This is a genomic window from Phaeobacter sp. JH20_34, from assembly GCF_048056095.1.
In the GTDB taxonomy this organism is placed as follows: domain Bacteria; phylum Pseudomonadota; class Alphaproteobacteria; order Rhodobacterales; family Rhodobacteraceae; genus Phaeobacter; species Phaeobacter bryozoorum.
In genome coordinates this window covers 716,046-730,819 of sequence record NZ_JAYMWT010000004.1, presented here as the reverse complement: position 1 = coordinate 730,819, position 14,774 = coordinate 716,046, and the positions used below count along the sequence as shown (strand labels likewise).

Genomic DNA, 14,774 nt, shown 5'->3' with positions numbered 1-14,774 from the left:
TCACCTGCGCGGTTGCCGTGCAGGTGCTGCCTGCACAAGGCGGGGGCCTCCCCCGCTTTCGCGCCTGTATCAGGAAGGGACATCTATGACCGATACAAAGAAAACCGCCCAGCTCAGCCTGAATGGCGAAACTTACGAGCTTCCCATTTTTTCGCCGACGACCGGGCCCGATGTTCTTGATATCCGCAAGCTCTACAGCCAGGCCGGTGTGTTCACCTATGATCCCGGTTTCACCTCGACCGCAAGCTGCGACAGCACGATCACCTATATCGACGGCGGCAAGGGTGAGCTGCTGCACCGCGGCTATCCGATCGACCAGCTGGCATCCAAATCGCACCACCTCGAAGTCTGCTACCTGCTGCTTTATGGTGAACTGCCGACCGCAGCCCAGCTGGAAGATTTCGAGACCCGCGTGACCCGTCACACCATGGTGCATGAACAGATGCACAACTTCTTCCGTGGCTTCCGCCGCGACGCGCATCCGATGGCAACCCTGGTGGGTGTTGTGGGTGCGATGTCGGCTTTCTATCACGACTCCACCGACATCAATGACCCCTGGCAGCGTGAAGTGGCCGCGATCCGCCTGATCGCCAAACTGCCCACCATTGCTGCGATGGCCTATAAATATTCCATCGGCCAGCCGTTTGTGTATCCGCGCAACGATCTGGATTACGCGGCCAACTTCCTGCACATGTGTTTCTCGGTACCGGCAGAGGAATATCACGTCGACCCGATCCTCGCCCGCGCGATGGACCGGATCTTCATTCTGCACGCCGATCACGAGCAGAACGCCTCGACCTCGACCGTGCGTCTGGCGTCCTCGTCCGGCGCGAACCCCTTTGCCTGTATCGCTGCGGGCATCGCCTGCCTCTGGGGTCCGGCCCACGGCGGCGCCAACCAGGCCTGCCTGGAAATGCTGAAGGAAATCGGCTCCGTTGACCGGATCCCCGAATTCATCGAACGCGCCAAGGACAAGAACGATCCGTTCCGTCTGATGGGCTTTGGCCATCGGGTCTACAAGAACACCGATCCGCGCGCCAAGGTGCTGAAACAGTCCGCCGATGAGGTTCTGGAGTTGCTCGGCGTTGAAAACAACCCGCTGCTGCAGGTCGCCAAGGAACTGGAGCGCACTGCGCTCAACGATGAGTATTTCATCGAGAAGAAACTGTTCCCGAACGTCGATTTCTACTCCGGCATCATCCTTGAGGCGATGGGCTTCCCGACCTCGATGTTCACCCCGATCTTCGCGCTGTCGCGCACCGTCGGCTGGATCTCGCAGTGGAAAGAAATGATCGCGGATCCGCAGAACAAGATCGGTCGCCCGCGCCAGCTCTACCTCGGCGAAACCGCCCGCGATTACGTCGACATCGAAAAGCGCTGACCGGCAGCCGGTCTGCCCAGACCTCGCTGACCATCACAGATATGAGCCCTGCCTCCTAGGAGGCAGGGCTTTTTCATGGCCCCGACCTCGCAACCCCCAAGCCGCGCGCCCGCGCCGCAGCGCAACACATCTTTAGATTGCAGGTCCGCGCCTTTCGGATAGGTCAACAATCAAAAGGTTAGGTCCGGGATGTTTCCAATGCAGAAACCTGGTTAACCCTTTTCATCGCATTTTACTCAACTACGAAGGGTTTCGATTGACGAATTTTGACCTCGGCAATAGGCATAATCGCAATTGCTAATTAAACCTTAACGGGAGACGCACCGTGCTAATGCTTATGACAATGTTGGGGGTCGGCCTGCTGGCGGGTGTGATCATCAACGATTCCGACGATTCCGACAGCAATGACTCCAACGCAGATGAAAGCGGTAACGAGGAAAACACGACCGTGATCGAGGGCAGCGAGGGTGCCGACCTGCTGTTCGGCACCACCGGCAGCGAAAACCTGCTTGGCGGTGAGGGTGACGACAATATCGATGCACGCGGCGGTCCCGATACGATCGAAGGCGGCGCAGGCGACGACCGGCTGGACGGTGGCTCGGCAAATGACAACGTCTTTGGTGGCGATGGTGATGACACTCTCATCGGTGGCAATGGCGATGATTTCATGCGCGGCAATGCCGGTGACGACACGCTGATTGACACCCGCGGCGCGGATCATCTGGTCGGCGGTCAGGGCAATGACCTGATCATCGCCGCAGGCATTCTGGACGAAGGCGCCTATGAAGACATCGTTCAGGGCCGCGAGACGCCGACCTCCGCAGCCGAGGTCAACGCCCTGCTGAACTTTGACTACACGGTCGATCAGGACGCTGCTGGCGATACCATCAATGCCGGTGCCGGTGACGACTCCGTGCTCTTTGGTCTCAACGATACGGTGACCGGTGGCAGCGGCAACGACAGCTTCGAAACCGGAGCCTGGCTGACCGAGGATGAACAGGCGACCATTACCGATTTCACGGCGGATGATGACCGGGTGGTCTATTACTACGACGAAACCGAAGACGAGCCGGAGCTGGAGGTGATCACCCGCGCAAATGAGGACGGCGGCACCGATGCCTATCTCGTTGCAGACGGCGAGGAGGTCGTGCGCCTGATCAATGCCGGTGCCAGCTTCAACCTGGCCGAACATGTCGCCCTGGTGGCCCGCAGCAGCTGACCAGGTGATCTGCCGGGCCGGGTCAATTGATCCGGCCCGGTCCGGCAGGACCCTTGGCGCAAAAAGAAACCCGCCCCCGCGCAGTCGATGCGCATCAGGGGCGGGTTTTGCATTTCAGGAACGGCATCAGCCGATCACGGATTGCACCGTCTTAGCGGCCTTCGAACTTCGCGGGGCGTTTTTCCATAAAAGCGGTGACCCCTTCCATGAAGTCCCGGGTCTTGCCGCATTGGCCTTGCAGATGGGCCTCCTCAGACAGCTGTTCCGGCAGGCTGTTGCCATAGCCATCGCGGATCGCGCTCTTGATCGCGCCGAACGCACGGGTCGGGCCATTCGCCAGATAGGCCGCACGGGCGCGCCAATGGGCGTCAAATTCAGCGTCGGGAATGGCTTCCCAGATCATGCCCCAGTCGCTCGCCTGTTTGGCGGAGATCTTATCAGCAAACAGCGCGGCCCCCATCGCCTTGGCCATGCCCATCTGGCGCGGCATGAACCAGGTGCCGCCGGCATCCGGCATCAGGCCAATACGGGCAAAGGCCTGCATGAAATAAGCGCTCTCGGTGGCGATCACCACATCGGCGGCCAGCGCCAGATTGGCACCCGCGCCCGCAGCCGGGCCGTTTACCGCGGCAATGGTGGGCACCGGGCAGTTATAGATCGCCTCCAGCATCGGGGTGTATTCATCCCGCAGCGTCCGCTCCAGATCCAGCTTGCCCTGGCTTGCGGCGTCGGACAGATCCTGCCCCGAACAGAATGACACGCCGGAACCGGTCAGGACCACCGCGCGGGCCTCTTTGCCCGCGCGCTGCATCGCATGGGTGATCTCCGCCCGCGTCAGACCGGTCAGCGCGTTCATCTTTGCGGGTCGGTTCAGCGTCACAACGGCCAAGCCGTCTTCCAGCGAGAACAGAATTTCCTTGTAATCCATCAAAGGGCCTCGTGGTTAAAGGTTTTTCGCAGACTTGCCTATGCAAGCCCGCAGGAAAAGGCAAACGCCGCGTAACCTCTTGCTGCAAAACCACCCGCGGAGGGGCGCTGGTCGGCGCTGTGCCGCTGCGGTTGTATGGGCGGTCCAATCGCCCCCCCCGCGCGGCACGTCTTGGAGGCTCAGTCTTTCAGGATGCGATCGAGCTGCGCACGTTCCTGCGCGCTAAGGCTGTCGGCGCCGGGGTCCTCCGCCTCCGGCGTGCGGCTGCGGGCGCGGATATAGCCCCCGGCCAGCAGCAGCGCCATCACCAGCATCAGCGGACCGGCGGCATAAAGCAGCCAGTTGGCACCGTTTGCACGCGGGCTGAGCAACACATATTCGCCGTAGCGCTCCACGATGAAGGCCATCGCCTCGGCGTCGCTGTCACCGGCCACCAGCCGCTCGCGCACCAGCAGGCGCAGATCACGGGCCAGATCGGCATTGCTTTCGTCGATATTCTCGTTGCGGCAGACCAGACAGCGCAGATCCTTCGACAGCTCACGCGCGCGACCTTCCAGAACCGGATCATCAAGAATTTCGTCAGGTTCAACCGCCAGCGCCGGGGTGCCGGTGGCAACCATCGGAGCCAGCAGGGTCAACGCCACCAACAGCCGAGCAAGAAACAGCCGTGTCATTCGGCGGGCACTCCTTCACGCGGGGCGCGGCGCGCCCCTGCCGCAACGCGGAAACGACGGTCACTCAGGCTCAGCAGACCACCCAAGGCCATCAACAGGCAGCCACCCCAGATCCAGTTCGCCAGCGGTTTGATATAGGTCCGTACCGTCCAGCCACCATTGGCCTGCTGGTCGCCGATCACCACGTAGAGATCGCGCAGGAACCGGTAGTCTATCGCCGCCTCGGTGGTCGGCATCCGCGACACCGGATACTCACGCTTCTCCGGGTTCAGCAGCGCCACGAACCGCCCTGCCCGGGTCACTTCGATATCCGCCATGGTGCTGAAATAATTCGGCCCCTGCACCCGGCGCACGGCCTGCAGCTCCAGCGTATAGGCGCCGACGTCGAAGGGCCGGTTCACCTCGGCCACGCGAATGTCTTCGTCCTGCCAGGCGGTCAGCCCGGCGATGGCAAAGATCGTGACCCCCAGACCGGCATGGGCCAGCGCCTTGCCCCAATCCGCACGCGGCAGGCGCAACAGACGCTGCCAGCGCCCGGTCGCGCTGCCGCGCAGCCAGAGGTCAGCAAAGGCGCCAACCACGATCCACACCCCGAGGAACAGCCCGATCGGACCCAGACCGGACCGGCCGGTCTGCATCGCCCAGGCCAGCACGCCAAACGCCACCGCCAGCCCAAAGACAAAACGCAGCCGCCAGGCCGTGCGCGCCAGAAGGCCGCGTTTCCACGGCAGCATCGCTCCCACCGGCAGGATCGCGCCGAGCACCACCATGAAGGGGGTGAAGGCTGCGTTGAAGAACGGCGGACCCACACTCAGCTTGCGATCAAAGGCCATCTCCGCCACCACCGGCCAGAGCGTGCCGAAGAAGACGACAAAACAGCTCACCGCCAGCAGGATGTTATTGGCCACCAGCGCGGTCTCGCGGCTGACGAGGCCAAAGACCCCCTTGGCCTGCATCGCCTGCGCACGCAGCGCAAACAGCAGCAGCGCGCCACCGGTGAAAATCGCCAGAATATAGAGGATGAACACCCCGCGCTCCGGGTCGCTGGCAAAGGCATGGACCGAGGTCAGCAGGCCGGATCGCACGATAAACGTGCCAATCAGAGAAAAGCCAAAGGCAAGAATGGCCAGCAGGATGGTCCAGCTTTTCAGGGCTTCGCGCTTTTCCACCACGATGGCGGAATGCAGCAGCGCTGCCGCCAGCAGCCAGGGCATGAAGGAGGCATTTTCCACCGGATCCCAGAACCAGAAGCCGCCCCAGCCCAGCTCGTAATAGGCCCACCAGGACCCCAGCGCGATACCGATGGTGAGAAAGATCCAGGCCGCCAAGGTCCAGGGCCTGACCCAGCGCCCCCACGCGGCGTCAATCCGCCCCTCGATCAGCGCCGCCACGGCAAAGGAAAACGCCATGCTCAGGCCGACATAGCCGAGGTAGAGGAACGGCGGATGAAAGGCGAGACCGGGGTCCTGCAACAAGGGGTTCAGCCCCTGCCCGTCAAACGGCGGCACCGCAAGGCGCAGGAACGGGTTTGAGGTAAACAGGATGAAGGCAAAGAACGCCACGCCAATCGCCGCCTGTACTGACAGCACCCGGGCCTTCAGCGTTGGCGGCAGGCCATTGCCAAAGACCGAGGCCACGGCGCCAAACAGGCTGACAATCAGCACCCAGAGCAGCATCGACCCTTCGTGATTGCCCCAGGTGCCGGAGATTTTGTAAAGCATCGGCTTGGCGGAATGGCTGTTCAGTGCCACCAGCCGCAGCGAGAAATCTGACGTGATAAAGGCCCACATCAACGCCCCAAAGGAAAAGGCGGTAAAGAAGAACTGCGCCTGCGCCGCAGGCTCGGCCACCGACATCCAGCCGGGCCAGCGGAAATGGGCGCCAACCAAGGGCACCACCATCTGCACGGTGGCAATCACAAAGGCAAGGATGAGGGCGAAGTGACCGAGTTCTGTAATCATAGCCTATCTATAGGGCGATCCGGCAAGGTCGCCAATCGCAATCGGCGCGTCCTCACGCCGCAGTGTGCGCTGTTCTGAGGGCACAGGCATCGCGTACACCACCCCTGTCACCTGGCTGCTCGCGAGAGGGCCATCCAGTCCTCCAGCGCTGGATTTTCAACGAGATCATAATCACTTGCGTCGACATCACCATGCAGCACCGGTGAGTTTGCCGATGCCGGGGCCTGAGGGTCAGCGCGGCGCAGCGCGTCGATCCGGGCGACATTCGCCGCGACCGCTGGAACCTGCGCGAGGCTTTCGGCGATCTCGCGCTGGAACCCCTGGCTCTTGAGCTGCTGGCGTGCCCCGAAATAGAAGGAGACGATCACGCCCAGCAACCACCACAGCGGCTCCGGGACCAGCGCCAGCCCCTGCATTCGGGCCGCAAACCACACGGGATCCACCATCGCCGAGCCGAGCAGCGCCAGCGTCGACAGCGCCAGCAAGGGCCGCGGCAGCCGGTTCAGCCCGTCCATCCAGCGGTCGAACCAGCCTCTGGGCGCGCTGCCGCCGCCACGGGCAAATTCCGCCGCCAGCTGGGCCAGCGCATCGGCGCGGCGCGCCTGATCCCGCTCCGCACCGGCTTCGGCGTTCTCGCGAAACACCTCCAGCGTTTCGACAACGACATTCCGCTCCCGGCCAAACAGGCCCCGCAGCACATCCGCAATCAGCCCCATGTTCCCACCCGTGCCTGAAATTCTGCCGGGCTGAGGTGATATTGCGGCGAGATGAAGCTTTCGGCCCGCAGGATCCAGCCACCCTTGCCGCCCTTGCGGGTTCGGGCATATTTGCGGCTGGCCGGACGCCGGTCGGCAATGCGAAAGTAATAGTTCCGCCGGGCCACGCCATAGGCGTCCCGCAGCGCAACGCGGCCGATCTTGGCCGCCGCGCGGGCCGCCGTGGCGGTCTGCGGGCCGATCCGACCATCCACGGCCAGCTCATAGCCCATCTGCACCAGCAGGCGCTGCAAAATCCGCACCGCATTGGCTCCGGCATTTACATACATGTCAAAGACCGAGGGCTGAAGCACCTCCGGCAGCGCCGCGATCCGGGGCCGGTCGAAGTAATGCCGGATGTAGAGATCCACCGCCTGCGCCTCGCTGACAGCCGCAACATCCGCCCTGTCGATGTCCCCATCGCCGGTCAGATCCATGCCGAGGCGCTGGAGCGTGCCAAGGGTCACACCGTGTTTGGTGGCGCCGCCGGGATCATCCGGGTCGTCCACATAGCCGCCTTCGCGGGCAATGATTTCCTGAGCGATGGCTTTGATGTCCTGCATGGGTCAGTCCCTTTGATTGGTTCGGGACACCAGCATGACAATGAAAAATGAGCGCACCCGGACCTCGGCGCGCGCTCGGATCGCAACACCCGATCCGAGCGCGTGATCGGGTGTCAAGACAACTGGAGGATCAGCTCTCCGGGGCCTGATACACGCCTTGTTCCTTTAGCGCGTCCATGACCTCTTTCGGCATATAGGTCTCATCATGTTTGGCAAGTATTTCAGAGGCTTCAAACACGCCATTGATGTAGCGTCCGGTGCCGACCATACCCTGGTTCTCAGAGAACAGATCCGGCAGCACACCGGTATAGGTGACCGGGACCGAGGCGCCGCCATCCGTCACCACAAAGCGCAGGGTCTCGCCCTGACCACGCACGATGCTGCCCTCCTCGACCAGCCCGCCGATGCGAAAGACCTCGCTTGCCTCCGGTGGCGCCGCAATCACCTGGCTGGGCGAGCGGAAGAAATTGATGCCGTCGCGCATGGCGTAGCCAATCAACGCCGTCGCCACCACCAGCGCCACAGTTGTGAGCGCGATGATCTGGATACGGCGTTGTTTCTTCAGTGACTTCATCGGAGCCTCTTGGGTGCGGTCCGGCGCCGGAGGGCGCCAGACAATCGGGTATCAGGGGAACAGCGGCGCCATCATCAGCCCCGTGGTTTCCTCTTCACCTAACATCAGGTTGGCGTTCTGCAAGGCTTGCCCGCTGCTACCTTTTGTCAGGTTATCAAGTGCCGCAACGATGATGGCGCGGCCTTCGATGCGGTCTGCAGCGACCCCGATGTGGCAGAAGTTGGAGCCACGGACATGCCGCGTGGAGGGCGCCTCACCAAAGGGCAGCAGCTCGATGAAGGGCTCATCCGCATAAGCGCTGGCAAAGGTCTGATGGATCGTCTGCGCGTCTCCTTTGACATAGACGGTGGCCAGAATGCCGCGGTTGGCCGGCACCAGATGCGGGGTGAACTGCACCTTGACCGGGCGGCCTGCGATCTTGGAAAACTCCTGGTCAAACTCGCCCAGATGGCGGTGCGTGCCACCGATGGCATAGCCGTGGTACCCTTCGCTCAGCTCGGCGTGCAGCAGGTTTTCCTTCAGGCTGCGGCCAGCGCCGGAAACGGCGCATTTCAGGTCCAGAATGATGTCATCGAGATCAATCACCCCGGCCGCGATCAGCGGGCGCAGCGCGAACTGGCCAGTGGCCGCATTACAGCCAGTGCCGGCCACCAGCCGCGCGGATCTGATTCCCTCGCGGTAGAATTCGGTCAGGCCATAGACCGCCTCTTTCTGCTGCGCCAGCGCGGCATGGGGGTTGCCGTACCATTTTTCATATTCCGCAGGATCGCGCAGCCGGAAATCCGCCGACAGATCCACGATCTTCAGATCCTGCGGCAGGGCGGCAATCACGTCCTGGCTGGTCTTATGCGGCAGCGCGCAGAAACACAGGTCGATGCCCGCAAAGTCGATTTCGTCAATCTTGCAGAGCACCGGCAGATCCATATGGCGCAGATGCGGGAACACCTCGGCCATGGTCATGCCTGCCTTGCGGTCGGCAGAGAGGGCGACAATTTCGATCATGGGGTGCTGATCAATCAGCCGCACCAGTTCAGCGCCGGTGTAACCGGAGGCGCCCAGAATAGCTACTTTATGGGTCATCATGGACCTCTTTGAAACGAGGGAAGAACGAGATGCCGCGTCGAGATTGCGGCAGTGATAGCAAAGACGGTGGTGACCAGAGTTGCGGCAGATCAAACAATCGCCGAAATCCGCTCACCGGCGCGGCTCAGGCCGCCTGAAAGATCATCTCTCGTCGCAAGAACTGCGTGGCGCGATCGCTGACGCGGCTCGGCACACCGGTGGTGTAGAACCCGCCCTGCCCCGAGCCCATCATATGGGGATGACGCTCCAGATAGTCGGCAAGGCTCTCGGCCACCAGTTTGCCCTGGCTGAACACCTGAACCCCGTCGCCCAGAGCCGCCTGAAAGATATCTTCCATCAGCGGGTAATGGGTGCAGCCAAGGATCGCCGCCTGCGGCTGTGGCATCTTGCGCTTCAGCGCATCGACATGGCTGCGCACCAGCGCCTCGGCAAGGATCATGTCGCCGTCTTCGATGGCATCCACAACACCACCGCAGGCCTGCGCCTCGACATCGACGCCGATGGCGCGGAACGCTAGTTCACGCTGGAACGCGCGGCTGGAGACGGTGGCGGGCGTTGCAAACAGCGCGACATGTTTCACCGCAACTTCGCGCGGCGGCGAATTGTCGCCCCACTGCCGCTCGGTCAGCGCTTCGATGAGAGGGACAAACACACCCAGCACGCGCTTGCCCTCGGGCAGCCCGCCTTCCTGCATCCGGCGCAGCGCCGCCGCCGAGGCGGTGTTGCAGGCCAGAATGACCAGATCGCAGCCCTTCGACCACATGTCTTCAACTGCGGCCTTGGTCAGCTGGTAAATGTCTTCGGCATCGCGCACGCCATAGGGCGCATGGGCGCTGTCCGCGTAGTAGAGGAAGTCCACATCCGGCAGCCGCTCCTGCGCGGCATTCAGAACCGTCAGCCCGCCAAGGCCGGAATCAAAGATACCTACAGCCATCTGTCTCTCTCGCTCACCGCTCAGGCGCGGTGTTTCTCCTCAAACTCATACCCATAGTCATAGGATTTGAGTGGTTTCGGAGACAGCTCATACGTGGCTTTGCGCAGGAAATCCATCATTGCTTTTGCGTCACCTGCCAGCGGATCGAGGATCTCGCGCCCGATCGGGCTGCCGATGGCGACCCGGACCGGCGTATCCACCCGTTTGCGAAACTCCTTGATCAACAGGCCCATACGCAGAGTCGGGTGGACATGGCTGGCGATCTGGAACAGCCGGGAGGTATGCCCGTCGAAGTAGATCGGCACCACAACCGCGCGAGATTTGGCGATCATCCGCGCAGTAAAGCCACGCCAGACCGGATCCATCGGCGGCACCATCGGCCGCAGAAAGGGCCGCGCGGCGGTGGACACTGTGCCGCCCGGAAAGATGCCGATCGCGCCGCCCTGACCCAGATAGTCCAGTGCGGTCTTGCGGGTCTCCAGATTGGTCTTCAGTGCCGCCTTGGTTTCGGCAAAATCAATCGGCAGGATAACGCGGGACAGATCGTCGGCCTTGCGAAACACCTGATGCGCCAGAATGCGGAAATCGCCCCGCGCCTCGGACAGGATATGCCCCAGCATCAGACCATCCAGAATACCGTAGGGATGATTGGCGATCACCACCACCGGCTGATCCTTCGGGATATTGGCAAGCGTGCCTCCCAGCAGCTCCAGCTGCAGCCCGTAGCGGTCGCGCATGACAGTCCAGAAGCTCTGCCCGGCGGCGACATCCGCCTCATAGCCTTCGGCACGTTTGATCAGCTGTAGCCGCCCGGTGGCATTCTCCATCACCCGGATCATCGCCCGTCCCGGCCGGGTCTGGGCGGAATGCGCATAAGAGAGATCTCGTGCGCTGCGCATCGCCTCACGTCGTGATCCAGTGTCTCTGGCATAGCTGTTCATGTTGCCGGGCGTGCTGCGGATGGACGACATAGCGAGCCTCGTGGTCTCAGTCTCTGGTTTACGCAGGGGCAACCAGCCCCCCGCTCAGGCTATAGGGCCTGCGCCCCGGTCTACACAACCAGGGTAACGGCGATGCGACAGCGGGTTGGCAATCTGTGTCTTTCCGGTTCCAGACCCCCCGGATCAACGACAAAGGGCGCCCCCGATCCGACCGGTGACGCCCTTCCGAAGTGGTCTGGCCCAAGTGGCTCGGCCAGATCGACCGCCAGCAACGGCCCGCGTTATTCCGCGGCCGTCTTCAACTCGCTGCCGCCCTGACGCAATGCGGCCAGCAGTTCCTCGCGGCGTTTGGCGGCCTTGGTCTCGTTGGCCTGTTTCACCGGACCAAAGCCGCGGATTTCCAGCGGCAATTCCGCCAGCGCAATCAGCGGCGCCATGATCTCAGGCGATGCCTTGGGCAGCCATTCCTTCATGTCGGCCTCATACTGGCTGATCAGCGCCCGCTCCATCTTGCGCTCGGCGGTATAGCCGAACACATCCAGCGGCGTGCCACGCAGGCCTTTGAACTTTGCCAACAGCCGCAGCCAGCGTTCCAGACCCGGACCAAACTTGCGCTTTTTCGGGCGCCCGTTGGGATCGGTGCCAGTCAGCATTGGCGGCGCGAGGTTGTAGGAGATCTTCAGATCGCCCTCGAACTCGGCCTCGGCTTTCTCACGGCTCGACAGCAACAGCCGCGCCACCTCATATTCGTCCTTGTAGGACAACAGTTTGTGGTAGCCCTTGGTCACAGCTTCCTTCAGCGCTTTGTCAGAAATGCCGTCCAGCATCTTGCCATAGCGCTTGGCCAGACGCGGCCCCTGATAATCGACCAGCTGCGCACTGCGGAAAGCGACTTGATCCTCCAATGTCTTGGGCAGTTCGACCACATTGGGGGCAATCAGCTTCTGCACCTCCTGCGGATATAGCACCGCCCAGCGACCGATATCAAAGGCGCGCAGATTGCGCTCAACCGCAGCCCCATTGAGGGTGATCGCCTCGCGAATGGCCTCCAGGCTGATCGGCAGCAGACCGCGCTGCCAGGCGGCGCCAAAGATCATCATGTTGGAGAAGATCGAGTCGCCCATGCTGGCGCGCGCCAGTTCGGAGGCGTCAAAAAGATCCAGACGATCCCGCAGACGGGCCTCAAGCGCGACCTGAAGCCGATCACTCGGGATCTGGAAATCCGTGTCGCGGGTGAAATCACCGGTGATGATCTCATGGCTGTTCACCACCGCACCGCTCTTGCCGGTTTTCATCAACCCGATGGTTTTTGCCCCGGCAGACACAACCAGATCGCCGCCGATCAGCGCATCACATTCGCCAGTGGCCACGCGGATGGCGCTGATGTCTTCGGGTCTGTTGGCAATGCGGCAGTGGATATGCACCGCGCCGCCTTTCTGGGCGAGACCGGCCATCTCCATCATGCCAGCGCCCTTGCCATCAATCTGCGCGGCCTGCGCCAGCACGGCACCGATGGTGACAACGCCGGTGCCACCGACGCCGGTGATCACCACGTTGTGGGTGCCATTGATGCTCGGCAGCTCAGGCGTCGGCAGGTCCGGCAGGTCCAGTGCGGCGGTCGGCTCCTTGCGGATCTTTGCCCCTTCGATGGTCAGGAATGACGGGCAGAAGCCTTTGACGCAGCTGAAATCCTTGTTGCAGGACGATTGATCAATGGCGCGTTTGCGGCCCAGTTCGGTTTCCTTCGGCACGATGGAGACGCAGTTCGATTGCACCCCGCAGTCACCGCAGCCCTCGCAGACGTCCGAGTTGATGAACACGCGCATGTCGGGATCGGGGAACAGGCCCTTCTTGCGACGGCGGCGCTTTTCGGCGGCGCAGGTCTGAATGTAGATGATGGCAGAGACGCCTTCGACCTTCTCAAACTCCTTCTGTACCACCATCAGCTCCGCACGCTCATGCATCCGCATACCTGCCGGGAACAGCTTGGCGTCAACGTCTTCCTTTTCGTCATAGACCACCGCGATGGTTTTCACGCCCATCGCCGTCAGCTCATGCGCGATCTGCTGGGCGGTCAGCCCGCCCTCGGCCTCTTGTCCGCCGGTCATGGCGACCGCGTCATTATAGAGGATCTTGAAGGTGATATTGGTGCCTTCGGCCAGCGCCGCGCGAATGGCCTGCACGCCGGAGTGGTTGTAGGTGCCGTCGCCAAGGTTCTGGAACACGTGCTTGCGGTTGGAGAACGGCGCCTCGCCGACCCAGTTCACACCTTCGCCGCCCATATGGGTGAAGCCGGTGGTCTCGCGGTCCATCCACTGCACCATGAAATGGCAGCCAATCCCGGCATAGGCGCGGGAGCCATCCGGCAGCTTGGTCGAGGAGTTATGCGGACAGCCCGAGCAGAAATAGGGCAGACGGGCAGCGATTTCCTCGGCATTGTCGGCACGCTTCGCCTCATCCAGCGCCGAGAGACCAGCACGGATCGCCTCGGTCTCGCGGCCCTCTTCGATCAGGATCTGGCCGAGCTTTTCGGCAATCATGATCGGGTCGAGCGCATATTTCGTCGGGAACAGCTCGTCGCGGTGCATCCCGCCTGCGCCGCCCTTGTACCAGCCATAGACGCGGCGGCCCTTGCGCTCGTCAAACAGGGCTTCCTTGATCTGGATCTCGATCAGCTTGCGCTTTTCCTCGACCACCACGATCAGGTCCAGATCTTCGGCCCAGGCGTTGAACCCCTTCATGTCCAGAGGCCAGGTCTGGCCAACCTTATAGGTTGTAATCCCCAGCCGTTCGGCCATGGTCTCGTCGATGTTGAGCAGCGACATCGCGTGGACCAGATCCAGCCAGTTCTTGCCCGCCGCGACAAAGCCGATCTTGGCGCCCGGCTTGCCCCAGACGCGCTTGTCCATCTTGTTGGCGTGGCTGAAAGCCTCCGCCGCAAAGCGCTTGTAGTCGATGATCCGGTTTTCCTGACGGAAACGATCATCATCCAGACGAATGTTCAGGCCATCGGCCGGCATGTCGAACTCCGGCGTGACCAGCTGCATACGGTCCGGGTTGCCATCGACGACCGATGTCACCTCGATCGTGTCCTTCATGGTTTTCAGACCAACCCACAGCCCCGAAAAGCGGCTGAGCGCAATGCCGTAGATCCCGTAATCAAGGATTTCCTGAACGCCAGCCGGGCTGACGATGGGCAGGTAACAATCCATCAGCGACCATTCCGACTGATGCAGCACGGTGGAGCTTTCGCCGGTGTGGTCATCGCCCATCGCCATCAACACGCCGCCATATTTCGACGAGCCGGCCATATTGGCATGGCGGATGGCATCGCCAGAGCGATCAACCCCCGGCCCCTTGCCGTACCACAGGCCAAAGACGCCGTCATATTTGCCCTCGCCGCGCACCTCGGCCTGCTGGGCACCCCAAAGGGCGGTCACGGCGAGATCCTCGTTCAGACCGAATTGAAAGGTGACATCGCTTGCGGTCAGATGTTTTTCCGCCCGCTTCATCTGCATGTCGACAGCGCCAAGCGGCGAGCCGCGATAGCCTGTCACCAGACCAGCCGTGTTCAGCCCCGCCGCCTTATCCCGGTGCTTCTGCATCAGCATCAGACGCACCAGCGCCTGGGTGCCATTCAGCATCACCGGTGATTTTGTCAGATCGAATTTGTCGTTCAGAGAAATCTTCTGCGTGCTCATCCTGGGCCTCCCCAACCTCGATTAGCTTGCACTTCTTGGCGATATATTAGGTCATAATTG

Annotated in this window: 12 protein-coding genes; 2 read left to right on the top strand and 10 right to left on the bottom strand. The window is 62.1% G+C overall.

The genetic code is table 11. The annotated features are described in order from the left end of the window. Positions 1–85 precede the first annotated feature (85 nt). A complete protein-coding gene (locus tag VWZ81_RS05090) occupies positions 86–1,381 on the top strand; it encodes a citrate synthase (protein WP_340545700.1) in 1,296 nt (431 codons plus the stop codon). Between the two features lie 331 nt (positions 1,382–1,712). Further along, entirely contained in the window at positions 1,713–2,600 is an 888-nt protein-coding gene (locus VWZ81_RS05085; RefSeq protein WP_416542232.1) for a calcium-binding protein, read from the top strand. A 151-nt stretch (positions 2,601–2,751) separates the two neighbouring features. Here VWZ81_RS05085 and VWZ81_RS05080 read toward each other — a convergent pair whose 3' ends face one another. The 10 genes from VWZ81_RS05080 to VWZ81_RS05035 all read right to left on the bottom strand — a co-directional run bounded on the left by VWZ81_RS05080 (position 2,752) and on the right by VWZ81_RS05035 (position 14,714). Next, complete coding sequence (locus VWZ81_RS05080) at positions 2,752–3,528, bottom strand: enoyl-CoA hydratase-related protein (RefSeq protein ID WP_340545702.1); 777 nt, start codon at positions 3,526–3,528, stop codon at positions 2,752–2,754. Between the two features lie 179 nt (positions 3,529–3,707). After that, positions 3,708–4,202 (bottom strand): cytochrome c-type biogenesis protein CcmH, encoded by a 495-nt coding sequence (locus tag VWZ81_RS05075; RefSeq protein WP_416542231.1) that lies wholly within the window; start codon positions 4,200–4,202, stop codon positions 3,708–3,710. Next, positions 4,199–6,163 carry a heme lyase CcmF/NrfE family subunit gene (locus VWZ81_RS05070; RefSeq protein WP_416542230.1) on the bottom strand — a complete coding sequence of 655 codons (1,965 nt, stop codon included), beginning with the start codon at positions 6,161–6,163 and terminating at the stop codon, positions 4,199–4,201. Before VWZ81_RS05070 ends, VWZ81_RS05075 begins: the two co-directional genes overlap by 4 nt. 107 nt (positions 6,164–6,270) lie before the next feature. Further along, positions 6,271–6,879 (bottom strand): holin family protein, encoded by a 609-nt coding sequence (locus VWZ81_RS05065; RefSeq protein WP_416534861.1) that lies wholly within the window; start codon positions 6,877–6,879, stop codon positions 6,271–6,273. Further along, positions 6,870–7,481: a holin-associated N-acetylmuramidase gene (locus VWZ81_RS05060; RefSeq protein ID WP_416542229.1), complete on the bottom strand. Its 612-nt coding sequence runs from the start codon at positions 7,479–7,481 to the stop codon at positions 6,870–6,872. The genes VWZ81_RS05065 and VWZ81_RS05060 overlap by 10 nt, the downstream gene beginning before the upstream one ends. 130 nt (positions 7,482–7,611) lie before the next feature. Continuing rightward, a complete protein-coding gene (gene ccmE, locus VWZ81_RS05055) occupies positions 7,612–8,055 on the bottom strand; it encodes a cytochrome c maturation protein CcmE (RefSeq protein ID WP_340545707.1) in 444 nt (147 codons plus the stop codon). A 51-nt stretch (positions 8,056–8,106) separates the two neighbouring features. Then, a complete protein-coding gene (gene argC / locus VWZ81_RS05050) occupies positions 8,107–9,135 on the bottom strand; it encodes an N-acetyl-gamma-glutamyl-phosphate reductase (protein WP_340545708.1) in 1,029 nt (342 codons plus the stop codon). A 127-nt stretch (positions 9,136–9,262) separates the two neighbouring features. Next, a complete protein-coding gene (locus VWZ81_RS05045) occupies positions 9,263–10,072 on the bottom strand; it encodes a glutamate racemase (protein WP_340545709.1) in 810 nt (269 codons plus the stop codon). 20 nt (positions 10,073–10,092) lie between these two features. After that, complete coding sequence (locus VWZ81_RS05040; protein WP_340546321.1) at positions 10,093–11,013, bottom strand: lysophospholipid acyltransferase family protein; 921 nt, start codon at positions 11,011–11,013, stop codon at positions 10,093–10,095. Between the two features lie 281 nt (positions 11,014–11,294). Further along, on the bottom strand, positions 11,295–14,714 hold the full coding sequence (locus VWZ81_RS05035; RefSeq protein ID WP_416542228.1) for an indolepyruvate ferredoxin oxidoreductase family protein: 3,420 nt from the start codon (positions 14,712–14,714) through the stop codon (positions 11,295–11,297). Positions 14,715–14,774: the final 60 nt, after the last annotated feature.

What these genes read in the sequence shown, in the direction of transcription:
- VWZ81_RS05070 (WP_416542230.1), bottom strand. Translation starts at nt 6,163, where the DNA reads ATGATTACAGAACTCGGTCACTTCGCCCTCATCCTTGCCTTTGTGATT.
- VWZ81_RS05065 (WP_416534861.1), bottom strand. Translation starts at nt 6,879, where the DNA reads ATGGGGCTGATTGCGGATGTGCTGCGGGGCCTGTTTGGCCGGGAGCGG.
- argC (WP_340545708.1), bottom strand. Translation starts at nt 9,135, where the DNA reads ATGACCCATAAAGTAGCTATTCTGGGCGCCTCCGGTTACACCGGCGCT.
- VWZ81_RS05090 (WP_340545700.1), top strand. Translation starts at nt 86, where the DNA reads ATGACCGATACAAAGAAAACCGCCCAGCTCAGCCTGAATGGCGAAACT.
- VWZ81_RS05040 (WP_340546321.1), bottom strand. Translation starts at nt 11,013, where the DNA reads ATGAACAGCTATGCCAGAGACACTGGATCACGACGTGAGGCGATGCGC.
- VWZ81_RS05045 (WP_340545709.1), bottom strand. Translation starts at nt 10,072, where the DNA reads ATGGCTGTAGGTATCTTTGATTCCGGCCTTGGCGGGCTGACGGTTCTG.
- VWZ81_RS05085 (WP_416542232.1), top strand. Translation starts at nt 1,713, where the DNA reads ATGCTTATGACAATGTTGGGGGTCGGCCTGCTGGCGGGTGTGATCATC.
- VWZ81_RS05060 (WP_416542229.1), bottom strand. Translation starts at nt 7,481, where the DNA reads ATGCAGGACATCAAAGCCATCGCTCAGGAAATCATTGCCCGCGAAGGC.
- VWZ81_RS05035 (WP_416542228.1), bottom strand. Translation starts at nt 14,714, where the DNA reads ATGAGCACGCAGAAGATTTCTCTGAACGACAAATTCGATCTGACAAAA.
- VWZ81_RS05080 (WP_340545702.1), bottom strand. Translation starts at nt 3,528, where the DNA reads ATGGATTACAAGGAAATTCTGTTCTCGCTGGAAGACGGCTTGGCCGTT.
- VWZ81_RS05075 (WP_416542231.1), bottom strand. Translation starts at nt 4,202, where the DNA reads ATGACACGGCTGTTTCTTGCTCGGCTGTTGGTGGCGTTGACCCTGCTG.
- ccmE (WP_340545707.1), bottom strand. Translation starts at nt 8,055, where the DNA reads ATGAAGTCACTGAAGAAACAACGCCGTATCCAGATCATCGCGCTCACA.